This is a genomic window from uncultured Cyclobacterium sp. (genome assembly GCF_963977555.1).
GTDB lineage: Bacteria > Bacteroidota > Bacteroidia > Cytophagales > Cyclobacteriaceae > Cyclobacterium.
On record NZ_CAXBPD010000024.1, the window covers coordinates 14,217 to 36,108 of the forward strand.

Below are 21,892 nucleotides of genomic sequence, written 5' to 3' on the forward strand. Positions count from 1 at the left end.
GGGAATTTCTTAATTTAATGGGTCGAATTAATTATAACTTCAATAATAAACCAAATTTGAATATGGATAAGGAATCATCAAGAAGATCCTTTATTAAGAAATCAGCAGTAGCTGGTTCGGCTGCCCTTATTATTCCTACCATTGTTCCTTCAAGTGTATTTGGAGCCAATGACAGGATCAATGCAGCAGTTTTAGGTTTAAATGGTAGAGGTAAAAGCCATATCCAAGGCTTTATGTCGCAAAAAAATGTTCAAATTAAGACATTTTGTGACCCTGACATGAATATTCTTAAAGATCGTCAAAAAACCTTTAAAGAAAAATACAAAGCAGATGTAGTCTTGGAACAAGATTTACGTAGGGTAATGGACGATAAGGATATTGATGTTATCAGTATTGCTTCGCCAAATCACTGGCATGCTTTGACTACTATCTGGGCTTGCCAAGCAGGTAAAGATGTCTATGTTGAGAAGCCAGGTTCCCATAATATTTCCGAAGGTAGGAAAATGGTAGAGGCAGCTAAAAAATACGATCGCATTGTTCAGCATGGTGTACAGCTTCGAAGTTCTCCGGCGGTTCAGGAAGCTATCCAACTTATTCGTGATGGTTATATTGGCAATGTTTACATGGCCAGAGGAATTGTATTCAGATGGAGACCAAGTATTGGAGACAAAGGATTCTCCCCTGTACCAGAGGGCTTAGATTATGATTTGTGGACAGGACCGGCTCCTAAAAGCCCTTTTACGGAAAACCTTGTGCACTATAACTGGCACTGGAATTTTGATTATGGCAACGGGGATGTAGGAAACCAAGGAATCCATGAAACCGATCTTTGTATGTGGGGATTAGATGTTGGACTTCCTACTAAAATCACTTCCATGGGAGGTAAATTCCTTTGGGATGACGCCAAAACTGTACCAGAAGTATTGACTTCTGTTTACAACTATCCTGATGAAAACAAAATCATTCAGTTTGAAGTAAGACCCTGGTGTACCAACACCGAAGGTGGGGCTAGCGTAGGGAATATTTTCTATGGAGACAAAGGCTATATTGTTGTTGACGGCTATGACAAATATGCTTCTTTCTTAGGACAAGATAGAACACCCGGTAAGTCAGGAAGTGACGGTGGAGAATCAGGATCAGGAATGGATCGTGGAGCTGGAGGAACAGATGGCCACTTCGCTAATTTCATCGAAGCAGTTCGTAAACACGATGCTTCTATTCTAAATGGCCCTGTAGAAACAGCACACCTTTCTTCAGGTTTGGCTCACTTGGGGAATATAGCCTATCAATTGGAACGAGTACTGACATTCAATCCGAAATCTGAGAAATTCGTAAATGACCCAGAAGCAGATGCAATGCTTACACGTAATTACCGTCCAGGTTTCGAAGTTCCAGATCAGGTTTAAACATAATGTGCAATAGCTATTCTATTGCAAAATCAAGGTTTAAGCAATCAGCAATCTATTTGTTGAGAACCATTTTAGAAAAACCTGCCAGGAAAAAATTTCCCTGACAGGTTTTTCTAGTAAAGGGAATTAAAATTTTATTTCAGGTATAAACTAAGAGTTCAAATGAAATACATCGCATTAGTAATAATAATGGCAATGAGCAGCAATTTTCTCCTCTTCGGTCAGAAAGACAAAGAACCTATTAAAATCGAAGTGAAAGACTCCGAAAAAAAGATAGATGTAATCGTGGATGGTGAACTTTTCACTTCCTATATCTATCCAGACAACGTAATGAAACCTGTGCTTTGGCCGGTAATCTCTCCAGATGGAAACATGCTGACCAGAAGTTATCCAATGATCAATAAAGCAGGAGACAGAACTGACCACCCGCATCATGTAGGTATCTGGTTGAATTATGGTGATGTCAACGGACTCGATTTTTGGAACAATTCAGATGCAATCCCTGCTGCTAAAAAGGATGGGTTTGGCTCAATTTTCCACCAATCTGTTGAAAAAACAAAGAGTGGTAAAGGAAAAGCTTTACTCGTTACGAAGTCGCTCTGGAAAGCCCCAGACAATACAAGCATGTTGGAAGAGAAAACTTCTTTCACTTTTAAAGCAGGAAAGGACATTCGCATCATAGACCGCACAACCGAATTAACGGCTTTGATTGACGAGGTGAAATTCACAGACAACAAAGAAGGCATGTTTGCTATTCGTGTTGCCCGTGAACTGGAATTGCCTACAGAGAAACCGACCACATTAATGGATTCACATGGTGTTGAAACCAAAGTGGATAAAATGGACAATACTTACGTAAAAGGAGATTACAAAAGCGCAAAAGGTATTACAGGAGGGGATGTATGGGGAACCAGAGCCCGTTGGATGGAGTTGGCAAGTGAAGTTAAAGGCGAAAAAGTTTCATTGATAATTATTGATCATCCAAAAAACCCAGGCTATCCAACTTATTGGCATGCGAGAGATTACGGTTTATTTGCTGCGAATACATTAGGACAAAAAGCGCTTTCTGGTGGCAAAGACGAATTGAACTACAGCTTGAAAAAAGGCGAAACAGCTACTTTCAAATACAGAGTAGTGGTCGCATCAGCGCACCTTAGCGAAGATGAAATCAATGCCTTAGCCGACGAATACGCTAAAAAATAACCGGTTAACTCCTTTAAAAACAAGCATTTCAATGGACAACAATCAATCAAGGCGGAATTTTCTCCAAAAGAGTATTGCTGCAGGAATAGGGCTTTCATTATTGGACCCTGCTACTGCGGCAGCTTTCGCTAAAAAACCCAAAATGAACCTTGGCTTAGTAACCTATCAATGGGGAAAAGACTGGGACCTCCCTACCCTTTTGACAAACTGTGAAAAAGCAGGTTTACTAGGTATAGAATTAAGAACTGAACATGCACATGGTGTAGAGGCAAGTCTTTCTACCAACGAAAGAAAAGAAGTAAAAAAACGCTTCAAAGACAGCCCAGTTACCTGCTTAGGCTATGGCTCCAACTATGCTTATCACTATACTGACCAAGCTCAGGTTAGAGACAACATAGAAGGGACCAAGAAATACCTTCAACTTTGCAAGGATATAGGTGCCACTGGAATTAAAGTAAAGCCAAATGGACTTCCTGCGGAGGTAGCCAAGGAACAAACCATCGCACAGATCGCAAAATCTTTTAACGAGGTGGGTAAATTTGCCAGTGATCTGGGACAATTGGTGCGTGTGGAAGTGCATGGAAAACTGACACAACAATTGCCAAATATGAAAGCCATATTTGATCAGGTAACTGAAAAAAGTGTCAAGGTTTGCTGGAATTGTAATGACCAGGATTTAATGGCTCCGGGATTGGAGGCCAACTTCAATTCAGTGAAAAAATGGTTCGGAGATACCGTTCATATTCGTGAATTAAATGTTGGAGATTATCCTTACCAAGAGTTGTTGAACTTGTTTACAGATATCAATTACAAAGGTTGGATTCTATTGGAAGCACGTACGACACCTGCTGACAGGGTTGCGGCCATGAGAGAGCAACTTGATATCTTCAATACCATGTTGGCCAATGCAAAGTAAATTAAACCCGAAATATGCAATAGACATTCTATTACGTACTGAAATCGCTTTAAAATCAGCCACTTCGTTGCTGTTTTCAATTTCACCATAGCGGTGCTATGCTAAAATCTCCAAACAGTCTGATTTTCTTGCCATTGCAACTTACGAATCCTATTACATAATCCGGGTTAAAATAAATAAAGTGCGTCTGGGTCTGGGCAGAAAATTGCTATAAATGCTTATATTTATCAAGTATATTTTATAGCCTTTTAATGACAAACCCATCTAGATCATGCCTTATTTTACTCAAAGATTAAAGAATATAAAAGGAAGTTTTTTTTCTAAAAAAGGCCTTTTATATTCTTTTTTTATGTTTATCTACCTGGCAACTTTTATTACAGGCTTTACACAGGCAGACGCTTTCAATCTAAGCATTGAACAATTAACCTCTGGTAAAAAGCACCACTTCTTTGGCTACATAGGCCAATGCCAAACCATCCCTTGGAATGAATCGGGAAGGTATATTTTAGGACTTGAGATAGATGCGATAGATCGAATGCCAAAACCTGAAGAATCGGCAACGGTTTTTCTTATCGATACCCAGAATAAAAACAAGCTAATCCGGCTGGACAAATCTCACGCATGGAATCCTCAGCAGGGCACTATGTTTTATTGGAACCCTTTAGCTCCCGAAACTCAGTTTTTCTTTAATGACCGCGACCTTACTACCGGAAAAGTATTTACAGTGCTGTATGATATCAATAAAAGAAAACGAGTTAAAGAATACCGTTATGAAGACAGCCCTATCGGGAATGGTGGCATCGCTGCAGATGGATCTGCCTGGCTTGGGTTGAACTATGGCCGTTTGGCGAGACTTAGACTGGTTACGGGCTACCCCGGAGCCTTGGATTGGTCAAAAGATCAATTGGCTCCTGCGAATGATGGGATATTTCTCGTGGATGTAAAAACCGGAAATAAAAAACTGTTGGTGTCCTACCGTCAAATGGAGGATAAATTAAAAGAAAGCAATCCTGGACTTGAACACAGTGGCTTGTTTATCAATCATACACTCTGGAATCGCGATGCCAATCGCATTTATTTTTTTATCAGGGCCGGATGGAGTGGCCAAGGCAAGGAAAGAATCAATGTTCCTGCCTCCATTCATGCAGATGGTACCGGACTTCAACTACATGAAACCCATATAGGGGGCCATCCGGAATGGGATCTTGGCAACGTATTGATCGGCATCAAGTACAATGATGGGAGAAGCCCTGACGAACAAATTCGATACAATGTAGATACCAAAGAAATTATAGACAGGTTGGGAACTCCGGAAATGTTTCTAAAACCAGAGGGTGACATTTCCCTTTCTCCCAATGGAGACCTATTCGTCAATGGATACAGTAAAGACAATAAAAATTACTATGCTGTATTCCGCCGAAGTGATGGTGCCTTTGCCCGAAGTGAAGGAATAGACAAAGGACTATACAGTGGGGATATTCGCATAGACCCTGCTCCACGCTGGAACCGAACCAATGATGCTATCCTGGTTCCTGGAATTGACAAGAATGGAACTAGGCAAATGTTTGTGATTCGTTTGAAGGAGGAGTGAATTTTCTGGAAATTCTTTCACTTTAGCAAAATCTAATTTTAAAAAGCTTGTGAAATCAGCTATAACGTGAGATTGCCAAACCCTCCCCCCGCTCAGTCCTACCTAAAAGGGTTCCCAGTGACGGTCTTGCTTTAACGATTTAAATTTTACCCAAGTCCTGAAACCCAGATCAAAACCGGATCCTGAGCGGAGGAAGGAGTAGGTATTTCGGATACGTTACCCTATGGCTTCGGCTCCGCTCAGCCGCCGGTAAATTGCTGATATGACTAAATTAAAAATTATATCCTCTTTACGATTCCATAGACTTCGTATGCTGCACCACCTTATGCACACTTTCAGCAATACGGTCTTCAACATCTCCTCGCCATCTCCAGGCTGGATGACCGTATTCGTCCAGATGTGATCCACCTTCATAGCCTCCTTCTTCCCAAACACGACGGGAAGGAATATAAGCGGCCATATAATTGGCATAGCCGCAAATCCAGGTTTTTTGAGCAAATTCCTTTTTAAACCTCAACGAATAATCTACCACTGCTTCCCCTCCTATTCCTAAAAGCAAAAGCTCATCTCCCATTTTCCAGGCTTGAGTTGGGTAAGGGTAGCTGGTAGCAAAGGTTTCTCCTTTTTTAATTTTACCAATCATCCGCCTTGCCCATCTGGCTTGAAGTGGGCTTCGTCCATTGGCTATGGGTTGTAATTTTTCCAAGGTCACCATTTCTTCAAAAGCCAGGTCCACAAAATTAAAAGCAGTACTTAAACGGGAAGAAACTTTAACCAATGGATTATCTAGGGCTTCCTCCACAGCAGTCGAAAGCATTTCACCGTATTTCTCACATAGTGCCAATTCTCTTCTCGGTAATGGATTTTGATCTCCGCCACAAGCATTGAAAAACATGGCCGCCGTTCCTGTAAATTTATTTTCTAAAGCTATCTGGGCAAATCCAGGATAATCTCCACACCAAGTATTGAAATCCAATGTGGTGGGATGACAGGCATATCCGAAAAGCAAGGCCAAATTATGCCCTCCGGGCCCTTTAGCAACCAGAACAGGCACCTCATGATCCACCGCTCCTTTTAAAGGAATGCCTTTGGCCATCAAATCCGGTACCTCTGCTTCTTTATTGTCCCTCCTGTTGACAGCAAAAGTACAATTGCCTCCACCAGCAAATATTTCACAGTCCTGCCAGTTATTAAGCGCTTCATCAATGGCGGCTATCAACTGATCCTCCATCCATAAAGTATATTCTTTTACCGCTTCTTTCTGTTTAACATCACTGGGATAATAATCTACCAGGTCATCTTCTAAACAAGGTGCACAATGGTTGTGAGAAAAAGTCAACATAAATTGGGAGCGGTCCAACTGAAATTGCTTCGCTACCTTCTGGAAAACGCGTTCATAAATGGTTTTTGACATGCCCATGTGATCGGTAGTCACCATCACTACTCTTTTACCAGCCACATCTTTTAAGGCGATAACTTTTGCCCATAAATCATGAATTTTGCCGTAAGCCACACGTTTTCTACCATAGCCAGCCAGCCAAACGTCATTTAAAGGTGTGATCAAGGCCTTTGCAATTCCTATTTGCCACTGGTACTCCCCAACTTTGGAGAAACATTTACCCTCATTTGGATCAATCAAACCTCCTTCAATCCCTTCATTTATTGCTAAAACTGGAGCGGACAGCAAACCCAATGTTCCTGTAGCCACCGTACCAATAAACTTTCGCCTGTTTAATGTTACTTTCTTTTTATCGTTCATAGAGAACACTTGTTATATAGACTTTCAGCATACTGAATTATTATTGTTTCTGGTGAATTTCTTGCAGCAATGCTATAGCAGTATCTGCCAGCATTTCTCCCCCTCCAGGAGCTAGCCTTGAATTTACAGTTTCGTAGCCTCCACGAGTAAATGCCTCTTTTGTGGGAACGTATGCTATATGACTATGCGTTAGTTCGACTACAATGGTGTTTTTATAGGGGGAATTTTCTTTTATCGCCAGTCCTAAATCCACAAAAACTTCTCCCGGAAGCCCTACGATGGCCAGGTCTTCGCTTACTTGAAACACCTGCACCTCTAATGGGATTCTCCACGGTTGATCACCTATTGTTGGAGGTACTGCTTCTGTTCTTCTAATTCTCTCAAGAGACCTGATTTTTAATCGCCTCCTCCTTTCCAGGAAGTCAGTTTCTTCATAAAGGGCTGGAGCATCAGTTTCCTTAATGGCCCATTCTAATTCCTCTGGAGTGAAATGTTGAATAGGAACATAAATGACTTTAGCTATTGCCTTTAGATCTGGCTGAATGACTTTTTGAAATTTACTGGGCATTTGTAGTATTGCAGAAGAAAGGATTTCGCCTATATCAGAAGAACTTTTCCCTTCCTCTTTGGTCCCCGAAACATCTACATGATTGATATTGCCACAAGCTCCAGTGGCAAAGAGTGATACAAAATCTTTGTGAAAATGCTTTTGTAAATTATTGGCTAAAAACCCTGGGTAATCGGCACTGAAAGCCGTTCCACCAAAGGTATCGGCATGTAATGAAAAATTGGAAACCGTCCCAATTGGGTGTTTGTCTTTCTTCCTTTGTATCATCACAACAGCCAATTCTGGATCGGTAGGACCTTCCACTTCCCTAATGGATGGATTGCGTCTACCGGGGTTGGTAATCAGCTTTCCATTTTTCATAATAAACCGTCTGTTATATGCCAGGTCATTTACTTCTTCTCCAAACACTTCCAGTACTACTTCTTCCCTTTGCTCATACGCTTTAATCACCGCATTAACGATACCATCCTCCAGTTCCTTTGGATAAGCATCGGCTTTTCCTGTATCTTGTTGCGTATCAAAGGGAGGCCTTAAAGTTCCGGTTAGCTCCCTAATATTTGGATGATAGGCAGGAGAGGTATGAGAATGTGTACCTGCAATAATGATATTTTGAAAGGGTATGCCCGTAATTGCTTCTATTCGCCTTCGGGCTTTCACAGACAGATCCCTTTCAATCCATAAAAGATCTCCTACTACCAATGCCACTTTTTCTTCTCCCTGCTGAAAAATTACTGCTTTAGCAAATAAGGGGTCGTGTGCCCCAGTACTCGGCCCTCTATAATGAGGATACCCCGCTTCAGATGGTGTGATTTCAATTTCCATCATTCCAGATTCAAGGCTAGATTGCTGTGCCTTTACTGCACGTCCGATTGTTAATATTGATAGTGCAACTCCAAGAACTAGGAATAGGGGTCTTTGAGCAAGACCTTTGCTAGAAATGACTGTATTTAATCTCATGATTTTAGGGCTAAATTTAATCCAAATGATTAAGGCTCATTCACCAGCTAATAATAATCGGTTAAAGGTTAAACCTTAATGGCTTCTTCCAACAAATTATGGGTCATCTTTTGTACTCTGGGATCAGGTCCGTGCGGTCTACTGTAATGAGACCAAGGCAAAGTGTGGCCAGGAGGGCTACTCAGTCCCATCCCCCAGAAGATGGTAGCCGCATTGAAAATAAAATTCCCTTTTGGTCCTGGATAAATAATCGACTGATAAGGACAAGGATTGTCTCCACCCTGCCATGCCAATCCTTCAGCAATTACCTCCAGCCCTTCAATGTCAGCGGCATTGGCATGGTACTCCCAACCAATAAGTCCTGGGATGCTATCTCCTTCTTTCATTCCTGTTCCATTAAAAATCCAATGGTTAGGTTTTGTAACCGTCCAGTCACCTCCACCATTGATAGGCTCTGTATTCCTCACTCCCATTAGCAAACCTTCATCTGGCCCTCTTTCAGGAAAGGGTCCATTTAATTTTTCTCTCAACAATGCATAGTCATTGTTGGCGCCATAAGGCCCTCCTCTAAATATCCTACGGTTAGGCTGCCCTGCTTCACTTGCCGTAAAGGGAGTAACCCAACAAATGGAATTCCCAGAGAAAAACAACAAATTCACTCCTTCAGCTTTTAGTGTCTCCACACTCCTAAATTGTCGGATGTCCCAATATTCATCATGTCCAATGCTTAAGAATGCCTTGGCTTTTAATCCCCTATCGGGGGTTAATAAATCAACATTGGAACAATAACTTACATCATATCCGTGCTCTTCAAGAAAAAAAGAAAAAGGCATTTCAAAAGAAATAAACTCTCCAGAACCGAAAGATAGCGGATCGTTTACTATGGCTTCATACTGTCCCTGTCGGGCATAGGGTCTATCAAAGCTTACCTTTGCCCATGGGCCTTGGGTTCCTTTTGGATGGGTATAAATGGAGTAGTTATTCGGCCATTTGTTGTAGGCCTGCCAGGTATTGTCCGAGCATTGAAACAGTAGGTCTGTCTCACGTTCATCCTTGACGATAAAAATTATATAGCTTTCCCAATAAGGTTCTCTCGGACTTTTGGGCAAAGTGCGCAATTTACCCAAGTACACCCCACTCAACCAATCTTCAGGAATGGTTAAACTGTTAGAGACCTCCCATTTACATTCATGGATATTCATGTCACCGGGTGCAGGTGTTCTCTGCCGTTTTCCTTTTAACGGCCCGGTTTTCTTCATCCATCGTCCTCCTGTTCCATTGTAATAACCTGTCCGGTAAAAATCGATCTGGTAATCCTCTTCAGGATCTACAGACACCATGATATCCAAAGATTCCCCTGCCTTTAAACTTTGCTTGGAACAATAGCCCTCGATCAAGGCAGACCGGTATTGTTTTTCGTCAGGCCTTACTCTGGTCAACTGCCAAGAAGTAGTTCCTTGCTTTTGGTTTTCCTCTTGTATTAAATTTTTCCGTTTCACACCAGTTCCAGAAAAACCTTTAGTGGTACCCAAAGCTAATGCGATTCCGCTTCCAGCACTTAACTTGATTGCATCTCTGCGGGTGAGTTTATTGTTCTTAGCCATTGTTAGTGATTAATGGTAATATTCCTCAATATTAAAAGGGTCGATTTTTTCCGATGTCATTTCCTCGATACCTTATCTGGTGGTTAAAGAAGATGATTTTAATTGATCCAAGAGGCTTAATAAATTTGAGGTAACAACATTTGAAGCGTTAACTTCCAGGTAACTGGACCTTGCTCTCCAGGTTTCATAACCACCCCACTCGTGGTGCTGTGGCGTTGGTAAATAACCATTGTACCCATTGGCCAGAGAAACAGTAAATGTTTGGTCAAAAGGGCTTTTCGCTTTTATTTCCAGACCTATTTCAACAAAAATTTCACAAGGAACGGCTGTAATCGCCAAATCACCAATTTGAAAGGCTTGAAGGATAAGGTCTTTTTTATCTGGGAAATCATTGAGAAAGACGGTTTCTCTTGCATACAGCTCATCCCTATCAAGTAATTTATCTCCTTCAACCTCTGCTAAAATCTTTTTTGCTCGTTTTAAATCAGCTGCATCAGGTTTCCTAACACCAAGTGAAACTTCGGTTTGTACACTTGCCAACGGTACCCAATCATGGTAGGTAATGTCTTGATAAACTTTGAAAGCTTCTGCGGCTACAGTATTGGCAACCATTTCCATTTTTTCATAAGGTTGCATTTTCTTAGGAGCAGTTCCGCCAAAATTAATATTATTGATATCCCCACTTGTACCATTAGTCATGATTCCCACAAAGCCAGGGTTATTTTGCTCTGCCCCGATCATTTGCCCAATGCGATTGGCAAACATTCCAAAGTAATCCGCTGATATTTCTCCACTTTTAGTACCACCCACATAATGCAAGGAATAATTAGCGAGTAAAGCAATGGGCACACCACTCATTGATTGAACAGATACAATAGGAACTTCTGGATCAATTGGCCCTGCAGGCCCTACGAGGTCAGGGTTTTCAAACCCAGGGTTCATTCTTACTTTATCCTCACCACCAAAAGGATTGGTAAAAGTAACGCCATCTTTCATTTTCCATCGACGGTTAAATACTTCACTCGGTTCATGCCCTACGCCCCAGCCAATTCTCGCCGGCTCGAGGTTGTTATTGGCCCTGATGATTGCATCAGCTGCGCGCTCTTCCAAAAAGACCAAATAGTCAGGGTCAGGAGTACTGCCAAACACAGCACAGGCTGTACCTCCAGAATGGGTATGGATCGCTGAAATCAACATGTTTTCTTCAGGGATGTCAGTATATCCAGCAGCTCTCTTTTTGGCCTTGTCTAAAGTTTCCCTGTAGACCATGCAAAGGTCCAAAGTGACAATGGCAATTTTGGTGTTTCCATCGTCCAAAACCAAGCCTCTGGCATGGGTATCATCATGAATATTTTGCGTAAAATCCTCCTGAAAATTACCATTTATTGAGGTGCCAATTTTTGGGGTGATCACACTCAGGGCTGCTCCTGCTTTAAACACCTTATCTGTATTTGTTCCTTGGGCAATTAGTTTCCCCGCACCTAAAAATAGGAGGATCATAAAAAAACAAATTACTGGTAGGCCAGCAAAAAGCTCTCGTCTTAAATGTAATGTGCTAACCCTTCTCTTAGTCATAATTAATGTGGTCGTTATTGGTGTTTTTCTTAATGAAATACCTGATTTTTTTATAAAGCTTTATACCAAAAAAGCTACAGCCTAATCCAACAATGGTTGAAGTAAATAACCCTGAAGAATCGAATTGGCACTTCCATCTTTATTACACATAATAGCCAAAATTTGAGAAAAAAGTTAATCTTATTATTTTGTTGGGTTCAATATTATTTTAATGCGATGATTTGGGGATAGTCAGTATTCTAAGCCAAAATTCGCAATAGACAGTCTATTACGTGCTTATCCACTGCTCTAAATAAAATCAGCCACCAAATTACTGTTTTCAATTTCACCACAGCGCTGCTATGCTAAAACCTCCAAACAGCCTATTTTCCTTGCGATTAAAAAACTTCCCATAAACAGGGGACAGGCTTTACGCATTTTATTACCTAATTCTGTTTTAAAAAAACTCAACCATTTTCCCTGATCTCGTTTTTGTTTTAATCAACAATGGGTTAAACTTAAGGCTGAGGGCGAATTTTAAATGGAAGAAAATTGGTAGCCACCTGTCATTAACATTATTGCTATAACAACATTATCGATAATTTCCTCAAAAAAAGTAGCCGTTTATCCAGCCCATAAACACTCGGACTTGGCTTATGGGCTGATTCTGGACAATTAATAATATTAAGCTAATCTACTTAATAATTAAGGGTCGGGAGGCAGTGATAACATTACCCAAAGAATCATAGGCATGAACATAAATTCTCGATTTTTTCTCAGGAAATTCAATTTCAACGAATTTTCCATTTTCCAATTCGGTTGTAACAGGATTTGATTTTTTCCATGTTCCCACTTCATAAATTTGCCATTTATAATTCAAGGTGCCTTTGTAATCATTCAAGTTAGCAGCTGTAAGCCATACTTTTTCTTTGGGCTTTGCACCTTGCCAATGACCTACAATATTAATATCAGGAAAGGTATCATCTGAAATAGCGGTTCCATTCCATGCGCTTGCCAGAAAATAATAAGCTGGCTTAGGTTGACCTTTGAAATCTGTAATACCAAACCAAGTGGCCGTCCCTTCAAATCTATCCTGCCAGCTAAAGGCAAAACCTCCTACATTTGACCCTTTATGGGGTTCTATGTAGGATTCCCATTGCTTTTTATAGTGTTTAGCTTTCGTCATTGATGACAATTCTATCAATAAACTATCGTTCCAGAAATCGCCCAATTCCTTGTTCCAATATCCTTTTGGACCAAACTCTGTTATGGCATAGGGCCTATTTGGATCTGCATTAGAAAAAATTTCATCCAGGCTGCTGATATTAGTTTCATAATAAGAGTTAACGCCTATTACATCTATGGAAGGAGCGTATTGTTTATAATCATGTAATGCACCTAATAAACGAATATTATCATGTTCTTCGGAAGAAAAAACCGGTCTACTTGGATCAATTTCATGAATTTTTTGGGCAAGGTTTTCCAGGAACTTTACATAATTCTTTCTTACCAAGGTTAAATAAGGCTGACCGTAATATTTTTTTAATAGCCCCCATGTTTCATTGCCTATGTTCCAAGCAATGATGGCTTTCTCATCTTTATTGCTTCTGACATTTCTCAGGACTTTGTCTTCATAAGCATTAAGTCTATTCTTATCATTTAAGTAATCTACTTTAGGATCAAACCAAAAGCCATACATAATTTTCAACTCTTTATCTTCTGCCTCTTTAAAAATATTCCAGTCGTAAATACTTGGCTCATATCTTCTAATGGTATTTGCTCCTGCTGCTTTAATTTTTATAAAGTCCCTGGCAACCTGACTTCTTGACAGGGGAATGAACCCTTCTTCCCAATCATGCCCAGTGTTATAACAAATCCCCTTCATATAAAAAGGGGCTCCATCCACCAGCATTGAAAATTCACCTTGTTTACCTACAACATTTTTACTTTTACTAGGCTCTTGAACCAAATCTTTTGAAAATGATTTGGGCAATTTTACTAAGTCAAATAAGTCCAAAGCAGCAGATACAGTGGATAAATCATACTTCCAGTCTATAAATTTATCGTTATCAAAGGGCCTCCAGTCTGTAATCCAATTTTTATCTTGATCACTGAAAAACATAACTACCGAATTAATTTCAGGGAATTGTGATTTTATTACCTGAAGTGATTCATTTACCCACTTTGATCCATCTTCAGAATAGCTTGTTGAACCAAATTCAGCAAGCATTATGGGCAGGTCCAGAGACAAGGTTTTTATTTTTTGTTGATAGGGTAGGTATATATCTTGGAATTTCAATGGTTTACCATCAACAGATGCAGCACCATAATTTAAGGTAGTCAAACCAATCCAATCCACATATTCGGTAACCGAGCTGTCTTGCCCATATGGGAAATATTCAGCGATTGATTCTGGATCCCATGGCGTAAATACCCAACTAACATTTTGCACACCATGGGTTTCAAATTTATAATGAATGTATCGCCATGCCTCTTTAAACTCTTCTGCGGTGTTATTCCCTGATTTGGACCATGAATACATAGGGTTATCGACCTCGTGAGCAAAACGAAGAAAAACTGGAGAATCCAAATCTCGAATTGCCAAGGCAGTAGAAGCAATGTATTCGTCAAAATATCCTTCAATAATGTATTTAAATATTTTTTTGTTGTTTTTTAATTCATTAATCTGATGGTATTGTGGAAATAAATTGGACCAAGGCTCCCAAGTGATCATAGGAATCGCCCCCATATTTACTATTGATTTCCAATGATCTACGGGAAGCTCCTTATCAGACCAAGCCAAATAAGTCGATATTATTGACCAGTCCTTACCTGCCTGATTCTGTGAAGTGGCAAGTAATGGTGTGTCATCCTCTGATAAAAATGAGTCCAAATAAATACCAAAATAGAATCCCCCTCTATTTTTATCCAGAGAAGTTTCGATCTTTTTAGTAAAAAAATTATCGATTTTAAAATTTGAGGCACTGATTATAAAAAACACTGATAGGATTATAGGAAAAAGTACAGCAACTGGAACTCCATATCTGCTTAATTTGACATATGTAAGTTCAGCTTTTTTGAGAAAAAAAAGGTTCTTTAATATAAACCAACTGCGCCTTAGGTTTTCCACCAGAATGGACTGACCCATTGTGAAAGCTAAAAAAAAGACTATCCCATTGAGAATGGCAAAACCTGCCATCATAAAGCTATAGGGCTGCCAATCTGAATTAAGTCCATAGATTGCAGATCCAATGGACAGGGCAGAAATAATCAAATTGGGAAATCCAAGAATAAAATCACCTTTAGACGAATGTTCCTTCGGTGTAGGTATATAAGGTACTTTAATATTAAGCAAGGTATAAACAAATCCTATCGTATAAACCCACCATGTACCTACCCTTAAAACACCTCCCAATAGATGAATACCTTTTTCATTTGGACGATGTAGCCACTTTTGCGCATAAAATCTTTGGGATAAGGTGGCCAATAAAAATGGAGTGAAGAAAGCGAAGAAAATTACCGGGTTTAAAATCCAAGGATATTCACCAGTCATCAAGGAATAAATGGGTACCCCGATATCAATTACTCCAATTAGACCAAAAAGAAAATAAACGGGGAGTAACAAATAGTGAAGCTTTTGACGAGAGGTAAACTTTGAGAACAAATTAGGAACAGTATTCACCAACAAATCGAAAGTTCCCCTGCTCCATTTTAATTGTTGCTGGTAATAGGCAGCCAGACTACTTGGCACCAAACCTAAAGAGAGTATCTTGGGAACATAAACTGATTTCCATCCTTTTGCATGCAGAAGCATTGAAGTATGCATGTCTTCAGTTAATCCTGGGGCATGTCCCCCAATTGAGTCTAAGGCCTTCCTTCTAAAGGTGCAATTGGCACCAATGGCCTGTGCGGTACCATACTTACCCATTGCTTCCATGTAGGGGCCATAAAAAAGATAAGTCTGCTCAGCTGCAGCTTGAGCAATTAAGGAATCAGATTGATTTTTATAGGCTTGTACAACTTGAACATATCCTACATTGGGATCATCGAAAGGAGCAAGCACGTGGTCTAAGAAATCGGGAAAAGGTTCATGATCGGGATCCATAATAACGCAAATATCACCTGTTGCAATTTTCAAGGCATTATTTATATTTCCAGCCTTGGCATTTTCATGGGTTTGTCTTGTGACATGTCTTACTCCCAATTTTTTGCATAATTCAATTAGCTTTGGATCATTCCCTTCATCGCATAAATAATTTTCATGGGGATATTTTACAGCCACCATTGCATTTAGTGTTGCTGAAATCATTCCAAAAGGTTCTCCAGGACAAGCCGTGGTAAGCATGTCTACCGTATAGGCATTTTCAGCAATTGGTTTATTTAATTTTTTCTCTTTATGGTATAGACTGAAAAAATGGTACCATTCAAATAATATTTTGACTATTTTAAATAAAAGCGTGATTGTAAGAAAAATATACAACACTGGATGACCGACACCTACATAGAGATAAAAGCCTCCCAAGAATATGAAAAGCGTCAAAATGGAAAAACCATTTAGAGCCTTTTTAATAAATGTATTGTGTTTCATGATTATAAATCCAAGGTCGTAATTTCACAAAATACATTATAAATAATTTAAAAAACAATTTTTTATATTTGTAAATTATTTTGCATAGCTTTGCTTGTGTCCACTTTCATAAATAAGTAAATACAAATTCTTATGAAAGTATTGTTGTTTATTGAAAAAATTATGAAACGAAAAATCTTAATAAGTAAAAGCCTCTTTTACCTCATTTTACTTTCTTTATTTTTTAATTCTTGTGATAAATCAAAAAATAAAGTTAAAGTACCAAAAGTAGAGATTAAATATAAAAATGGTCATGCTCAATTATATAGAAATGGCCTTCCTTATCATATTAAGGGCGCTAGTGGCACAGAACATCTTGAAAAAGTATCATTGTATGGCGGTAATTCAATAAGGACATGGAGTTTACACAATGCGAAAGAATTACTGGATGAGGCCCAAACCTACGGGTTAACGGTGACATTAGGTTTGGAAATAGGAAGGCCATATTGGGGGGAAGATTTTAACTATTGGAATTTGATTGAAGTGGATAAAAAAATTGAGGAACTGAGACCCTCCATCGAAGAATTTAAAGAACATCCAGCTCTTTTGATGTGGGGAGTAGGTAATGAAGTCACCTTAAAAGGAGGGAATCGCTACCTGATTTATTATATTATTAACAGGATTGCTAAAATGGTCAAGGAAGAGGATCCAGATCATCCAGTAATGACAGCAATAAATATACAAACCATTGGCCGAATCAAATATTTAATGACTCATATAGATGTTTTGGGTTATAATGGTTTTGGTTTGATTGAGGACTTTTATAAAAAAGATAAAAATTACACAGAAAAGGGTTGGGGAAAGGCTTATTTATTAACCGAATGGGGGCCTCCTGGTCATTGGGAGGTGAACGATACAGAATGGGGAGCACCACTGGAGCTGAGTGCTAATGAAAAACTTTCTTACTTAAAAAAGAATTGGGAACTAATGAACCAAGACTCTAATGCCTTTTTAGGCAGTTACGCATTTTATTGGGGTAATAAATTTGAAATAACGCCAACTTGGTTCAGTCATTTTTCTGAAAAAGGACTAGAAGCAGGTTCGGTCAACTTTTTAAAAAGCTCCTGGTCAGGAGAAACTTTTAATAACCCCGCTCCCAACCTTACACAAATGGTTATTGGCAATAAAATTTCCGAAGTAAATACTTACCTAAGAGCAGATTCTATTTATTCTGCGAAAACTTTTGTAGCACGAAAAGAAAATGAAAATCTGAAATATAAATGGGAAATAAGGCCTGAAGAATCCAAATTTTATAAAATCGATGATTACCAACACAATATGGACTACTTAATGATAAAGGATGATTCAGAATCAATCACATTTAAGGCACCAAAAAATGAAGGGCCCTATCGGATTTTTGTTTATGTTTCCGATGACAAGGGAAATTTCACTTCACACAATATCCCTTTCTATGTAGTAAATGGGGAATAATGATCTATTCCCCATTAAAAATTCTTATTTCATATTGGGTTTTATTTCTTAAAATATACCCTCCTTCATTTACTTCTTCATCTCCATATAATCAATCGTTAATTGAGACAATGCCCGAACGCCCAACACAAATCCACTTTCATCCAGATAAAAATCTGGCGTATGGTGAGATGGGGCTTCTTCAGGATCTCCATCAACAGGCATAGCTCCTAAGAAAAAGAACAGCCCCGGTTTTTCTAGCTGAAAAAAGCTAAAATCCTCTGCACCTGTTACTGGATCGTGCACCCACAGGTTATCTTTACCTGCCACTTTTTCCAAGGTAGGTTGCATTTTGGCTGTCAAGGCTTCATCATTATAGGTCACCGGATACATTTTTTTTATGCTTACATCTGCTTCTGCTCCTGCACTTTTGGCGATATTCTCCCCAATCTCCCTGATTCTACGGTGAATCAATTCTTGCTGGGGTTGGCTATAGGTACGAATCGTACCGATCATGTCCACCTGCTCTGGGATAATATTGTGTCTAACGCCACCATGAATAGCTCCTATGGTAACGATTGCAGGAATTTCAATGATCTTGACATTTCTACTCACCACCGTTTGCAATCCCATAACGATCTGAGAAGCGGTGACTATCGGATCAATGGAAGACCATGGATATGCGCCATGTGCTTGCTTTCCTTTAACCGTAATTTCAAGTTCGTCAACTGCTGCCATAGCTGGCCCAGGCTTGTACTTGATAACTCCCGCAGGTGTTTGAGAGTTGATATGAAGACCAAAAATCACATCAACATCATTCATTACACCTTCTTCCACCATCTGCTTGGCACCCCAGGTATCAATGGACTTGTCTTCTAAGCCCTCCTCTGAAGGTTGAAAAATAAATTTAACTGTCCCTTTTAAGTCCTTTTGCATTCCAGCGAGCACTTCTGCAACTCCCATAAGAATGGCCATATGAGAATCATGCCCACAGGCATGCATCACACCACTTTCTTGTCCATTGTAGGTGGTCATTACCTGAGATTTAAAAGGTACATCTGTACGCTCTGTAACAGGTAATGCGTCCATATCTGCTCTTAAAGCTACTGTAGGCCCGGGTTCCCCCCCCTTCAAAACACCTACAACGCCTGTTACTGCAATTCCTTCCGTCACTTCAATCCCAAGTGACCTTAAGTGAGCAGCCACTTTTCCTGCCGTTTTGGTTTCTTCATTACCCAACTCAGGATGCTCATGAAAATCCCTTCTCCACTCAATAACTTGGCGCTCTATTTCCTTGGCACTTTCATTGACCTGTTTTTCTAATTTGCTCTGTGCAAGTGCAGCACCTGCAAGTCCGAGACTGGCAAAGCATGCCAAACTAAACGTAAACCTAAATAATCTCCTCATATCCAAATTTATAAATAAACAGGCAGTAGATTGCCATGGCTTGTGAATTTTTGATAAAAAATTTAAGGACAAGTTTATCTTTTTATATTAAATTTGTTGATGGTTCAAGTTTTCCTTTATAGATGGATGCATTTATGGCTTTTTATAGGTAGCCTATTTATGGTTTCCTGTGGTTCCAATGAGAAGGAGGAAGGCCTGCTGTCTGAAGGAGAGTTACGCCAACAAAATTATATTAGAAGGATTCCAGGAAAAGATGAGGAAGTACCTGAAGCTGTTTTGTCAAAAGGAGAGGTACTTATAGCCTATGCAGGTTGTTATGATTGTCATCGGATAGATAAAAAGTCGAAAGGACCAGCCTTCACTGACATTGCCAAGCGCTATCCTATTCAACCTGCTTATAGGGATTTGCTTGCTAGAAAAATTATTTCCGGAGGATTTGGGTCTTGGGGAAATCCTGTAATGGCTGCTCATCCGAACATAAGCATGGAAGATGCACAAACCATGGTTTATTATATCCTTTCCCTGGACTCACCCACATGATCCCCTAATACATTTATTTCACCTTTGGCCACACTGCAGTTTACATTTACCCCTATTTTTCTTAAATTAATAGGGTTAAACAAAATAGCTATGAAAACCATAGAAGTAAGGCTACCGCAAGAATTTGACAAATCGTTTATAGTCTTTAAGGAAAAAGGGGCCTATTTCCCATGTCCCTGGCATTATCATCCAGAATACGAATTGGTTCTGGTTTTAAAAAGTACTGGCAGAAGAATGGTTGGGGACCATATTGGGTACTTCGAACCAGGAGATTTGGTTTGCATGGGCCCTTATCTTCCACATGTTTGGGTAAACGATCCACTTTATACAAATGGTGAAGCTGATCATGAAGCAGAGGCCATAGTGATTCAGTTTCAAGCAGATTTTTTAGGCGCTGATTTTTTACAGATTCCAGAAATGGAAAACATCAAAAATGTCCTAGGCCTTGCTAGTAGGGGAATGGCGTTTACTGGCAAAACCAAGGAAAAAATAACTGCATTAATGACAGAAATGGTCGATATGAATGGAATTCAGCGTCTCTCAAGTCTTCTCGCCATATTTGACATCCTTTCACGAAACAAGGAGTATCAATTGTTAGCAAGCCCTGGCTATATCGACTGCGAGCCTGAGGGATCTGATAGACTTACAAAAATTAAAAACCATATTTTGACCAATTTTGATCAGGAAATAACACTTTCGGAAATAGCTTCTATGGCAAATATGGGAGTAACTACATTTTGCAATTTTTTCAAAGAGCAGTACCGAATCACCTTTGTAGAATACCTAAACACAGTCAGAATTGGGCATGCCTGCAAGTTGTTGTCCAATGAGGATATTAACATTGTAGAGGTGGCCTTTGCATGTGGGTTTAACAATTTGGCCAATTTTAACCGGCAATTTAAAAAGCTTAAAAAAATGACCCCGTCAGATTTTAGAAAAACGGTCAATATTCAGGAGGTTGCTTAAAGGGTTTGAAATGTCAAACCTGTAACCGGTTCCTGAGCGGAGCCGAAGTAGTAGGTATGACGAGTAACGTCACCCTATGGCTTCGGCTCCGCTCAGCCGCCGGAACTACAGATTTTATTTTTTAAGGAATGACTTGTTCGTATATGAATTTAAATTGAATCTGTCAGTTCAATGCTACCAATTCTACTTTAATTTATTTTAAGAATTGTTCCTGCTATGTGTCTGTTCTTATTGTCTGTATTGAAGTAATAAGTAACCAATACTTTATCATCTCCCATATTGACAGCCCATGGATAGCCAATATCTGTGCTTCCTCCATCTTCTCTGATAATAATCTCCTCAGCAGTAGCAAAATCGGTACATTCAGGATTTAAAATCCTTGCTCTGATACCATAAGGCTTGTGGCGGTATCCATAAACCAAAAACACCCTATCATCAGGTAATCTCAATGCCTGAAGTGGATGCCCCTGAAATCCCATAGATTCCCACTGGTTAAATGTTTTGCCTCCATCTTTGGACCTTGCGATTACTGCCTGATCATCAAATTTAGCTGTACGTATAAAAGCAATGATGTCCCCTTTCGGTGTTTCATAAGCTGAAGCTTCATTAAAGATCACCTCATCATCTACAGCAACAGTACTTAGATGCTCCCAGGTGTTCCCTTTGTCATCTGAAACCAAAAGGTAATTAGAGGTTTTACCCCTTTTCTCAGTATCACTTGCTGCAACAACCCAAAATATCCTTCCACTTTTTCCCTCATACAAGGCACCTCTATTATAGGCAGGCACCTTATTTCCCATAGGGGTAAAGTTTACTTCCGGAGCAATAGATGGCGGGTAAATTGGGCCTTTCCAAGTATCTCCCCCATCGAGTGATTTCACCAGGTAACCTCCTAGAAATACAGTACCTTTACTATTGGCAAAATGAGGCTTTTTAATGTTTTCTAAACCATCATCCTCCAGGAATGCCCAGCCATAACTGGCACATAGTAGGGTTCCATCTTTTAGTTGCAATAAGCAAGGATCCTGCGATCCTCCAAATGCATGCGAATAAATCAATTCAGGCTCTTTGGTCCAATTTTCCCCATCCTTGGAAGACACACTTACCAAATAACTATTTGGGTCCACATGGCTATTTCCCTTTTCTTTAAAGTTAACTATTCTATCAGGTGCTCTTCTAAATGCTACAAGGTATTCTCCATTGCTTTTCTTAACAACAGAAGGGAAGGTAGCATAATAGCTATTGTCCTGGTAAATGATAAAATCTTTGACTTTAGTGGCCGGTTCGGCTGCTCTTGTGCTGTCTGAAGCGTTGCTGGCATAGACTGCAAAACTATTTAAAATCAAGACAGCAATTATAAATAAGTGTTTTTTCATAGGTA

At 39.7% G+C, this 21,892-nt stretch carries 14 protein-coding genes; 7 read left to right on the top strand and 7 right to left on the bottom strand.

Annotated elements, in window-relative coordinates:
- Positions 1–62: 62 nt before the first annotated feature.
- From AAC073_RS22080 to AAC073_RS22095, 4 genes are all read left to right on the top strand, one after another.
- Entirely contained in the window at positions 63–1,406 is a 1,344-nt protein-coding gene (locus AAC073_RS22080; RefSeq protein WP_339925994.1) for a Gfo/Idh/MocA family oxidoreductase, read from the top strand.
- A gap of 165 nt (positions 1,407–1,571) precedes the next feature.
- The gene (locus AAC073_RS22085) at positions 1,572–2,612 is read left to right on the top strand and encodes a PmoA family protein (protein WP_339925995.1); all 1,041 of its coding nucleotides are present in this window, start codon (positions 1,572–1,574) and stop codon (positions 2,610–2,612) included.
- A gap of 31 nt (positions 2,613–2,643) precedes the next feature.
- The gene (locus AAC073_RS22090; RefSeq protein ID WP_339925996.1) at positions 2,644–3,528 is read left to right on the top strand and encodes a TIM barrel protein; all 885 of its coding nucleotides are present in this window, start codon (positions 2,644–2,646) and stop codon (positions 3,526–3,528) included.
- A 349-nt stretch (positions 3,529–3,877) separates the two neighbouring features.
- Positions 3,878–5,119, top strand: a complete 1,242-nt coding sequence (locus tag AAC073_RS22095; protein ID WP_339925997.1) for a hypothetical protein — start codon at positions 3,878–3,880, stop codon at positions 5,117–5,119.
- Between the two features lie 289 nt (positions 5,120–5,408).
- On the opposite strand, the gene AAC073_RS22100 is transcribed toward AAC073_RS22095, so the two are convergent.
- The 5 genes from AAC073_RS22100 to AAC073_RS22120 all read right to left on the bottom strand — a co-directional run bounded on the left by AAC073_RS22100 (position 5,409) and on the right by AAC073_RS22120 (position 16,149).
- Positions 5,409–6,878, bottom strand: coding sequence for a neutral/alkaline non-lysosomal ceramidase N-terminal domain-containing protein (locus AAC073_RS22100; protein ID WP_339925998.1), 1,470 nt, complete (start codon positions 6,876–6,878; stop codon positions 5,409–5,411).
- 40 nt (positions 6,879–6,918) lie between these two features.
- On the bottom strand, positions 6,919–8,403 hold the full coding sequence (locus AAC073_RS22105) for a neutral/alkaline non-lysosomal ceramidase N-terminal domain-containing protein (protein ID WP_339925999.1): 1,485 nt from the start codon (positions 8,401–8,403) through the stop codon (positions 6,919–6,921).
- 68 nt (positions 8,404–8,471) lie between these two features.
- Entirely contained in the window at positions 8,472–10,007 is a 1,536-nt protein-coding gene (locus AAC073_RS22110; protein ID WP_339926000.1) for a N,N-dimethylformamidase beta subunit family domain-containing protein, read from the bottom strand.
- Between the two features lie 72 nt (positions 10,008–10,079).
- On the bottom strand, positions 10,080–11,507 hold the full coding sequence (locus tag AAC073_RS22115; RefSeq protein WP_339926001.1) for a hypothetical protein: 1,428 nt from the start codon (positions 11,505–11,507) through the stop codon (positions 10,080–10,082).
- 748 nt (positions 11,508–12,255) lie between these two features.
- Entirely contained in the window at positions 12,256–16,149 is a 3,894-nt protein-coding gene (locus AAC073_RS22120; protein ID WP_339926002.1) for a glycosyltransferase, read from the bottom strand.
- Between the two features lie 162 nt (positions 16,150–16,311).
- Here AAC073_RS22120 and AAC073_RS22125 point away from each other — a divergent pair, with 162 nt between their 5' ends.
- Positions 16,312–17,619 carry a glycoside hydrolase family 2 TIM barrel-domain containing protein gene (locus tag AAC073_RS22125; RefSeq protein ID WP_339926003.1) on the top strand — a complete coding sequence of 436 codons (1,308 nt, stop codon included), beginning with the start codon at positions 16,312–16,314 and terminating at the stop codon, positions 17,617–17,619.
- 69 nt (positions 17,620–17,688) lie between these two features.
- Here AAC073_RS22125 and AAC073_RS22130 read toward each other — a convergent pair whose 3' ends face one another.
- Positions 17,689–19,005: an amidohydrolase gene (locus AAC073_RS22130; RefSeq protein WP_339926004.1), complete on the bottom strand. Its 1,317-nt coding sequence runs from the start codon at positions 19,003–19,005 to the stop codon at positions 17,689–17,691.
- 99 nt (positions 19,006–19,104) lie between these two features.
- Between AAC073_RS22130 and AAC073_RS22135 the strand changes: the two genes are divergently transcribed.
- Positions 19,105–19,545: a c-type cytochrome gene (locus tag AAC073_RS22135; RefSeq protein ID WP_339926005.1), complete on the top strand. Its 441-nt coding sequence runs from the start codon at positions 19,105–19,107 to the stop codon at positions 19,543–19,545.
- A 90-nt stretch (positions 19,546–19,635) separates the two neighbouring features.
- Entirely contained in the window at positions 19,636–20,511 is an 876-nt protein-coding gene (locus AAC073_RS22140) for an AraC family transcriptional regulator (RefSeq protein WP_339926006.1), read from the top strand.
- 188 nt (positions 20,512–20,699) lie between these two features.
- Here the strand turns inward: AAC073_RS22140 and AAC073_RS22145 are convergent, their stop codons facing one another.
- Entirely contained in the window at positions 20,700–21,887 is a 1,188-nt protein-coding gene (locus AAC073_RS22145) for a sialidase family protein (RefSeq protein WP_339926007.1), read from the bottom strand.
- Positions 21,888–21,892: the final 5 nt, after the last annotated feature.

Excerpts from the sequence above, each read along its gene's own strand:
- AAC073_RS22080 (WP_339925994.1), top strand. The coding sequence starts at position 63 with ATGGATAAGGAATCATCAAGAAGATCCTTTATTAAGAAATCAGCAGTA.
- AAC073_RS22085 (WP_339925995.1), top strand. The coding sequence starts at position 1,572 with ATGAAATACATCGCATTAGTAATAATAATGGCAATGAGCAGCAATTTT.
- AAC073_RS22090 (WP_339925996.1), top strand. The coding sequence starts at position 2,644 with ATGGACAACAATCAATCAAGGCGGAATTTTCTCCAAAAGAGTATTGCT.
- AAC073_RS22095 (WP_339925997.1), top strand. The coding sequence starts at position 3,878 with ATGTTTATCTACCTGGCAACTTTTATTACAGGCTTTACACAGGCAGAC.
- AAC073_RS22100 (WP_339925998.1), bottom strand. The coding sequence starts at position 6,878 with ATGAACGATAAAAAGAAAGTAACATTAAACAGGCGAAAGTTTATTGGT.
- AAC073_RS22105 (WP_339925999.1), bottom strand. The coding sequence starts at position 8,403 with ATGAGATTAAATACAGTCATTTCTAGCAAAGGTCTTGCTCAAAGACCC.
- AAC073_RS22110 (WP_339926000.1), bottom strand. The coding sequence starts at position 10,007 with ATGGCTAAGAACAATAAACTCACCCGCAGAGATGCAATCAAGTTAAGT.
- AAC073_RS22115 (WP_339926001.1), bottom strand. The coding sequence starts at position 11,507 with ATGATCCTCCTATTTTTAGGTGCGGGGAAACTAATTGCCCAAGGAACA.
- AAC073_RS22120 (WP_339926002.1), bottom strand. The coding sequence starts at position 16,149 with ATGAAACACAATACATTTATTAAAAAGGCTCTAAATGGTTTTTCCATT.
- AAC073_RS22125 (WP_339926003.1), top strand. The coding sequence starts at position 16,312 with ATGAAACGAAAAATCTTAATAAGTAAAAGCCTCTTTTACCTCATTTTA.
- AAC073_RS22130 (WP_339926004.1), bottom strand. The coding sequence starts at position 19,005 with ATGAGGAGATTATTTAGGTTTACGTTTAGTTTGGCATGCTTTGCCAGT.
- AAC073_RS22135 (WP_339926005.1), top strand. The coding sequence starts at position 19,105 with ATGGTTCAAGTTTTCCTTTATAGATGGATGCATTTATGGCTTTTTATA.
- AAC073_RS22140 (WP_339926006.1), top strand. The coding sequence starts at position 19,636 with ATGAAAACCATAGAAGTAAGGCTACCGCAAGAATTTGACAAATCGTTT.
- AAC073_RS22145 (WP_339926007.1), bottom strand. The coding sequence starts at position 21,887 with ATGAAAAAACACTTATTTATAATTGCTGTCTTGATTTTAAATAGTTTT.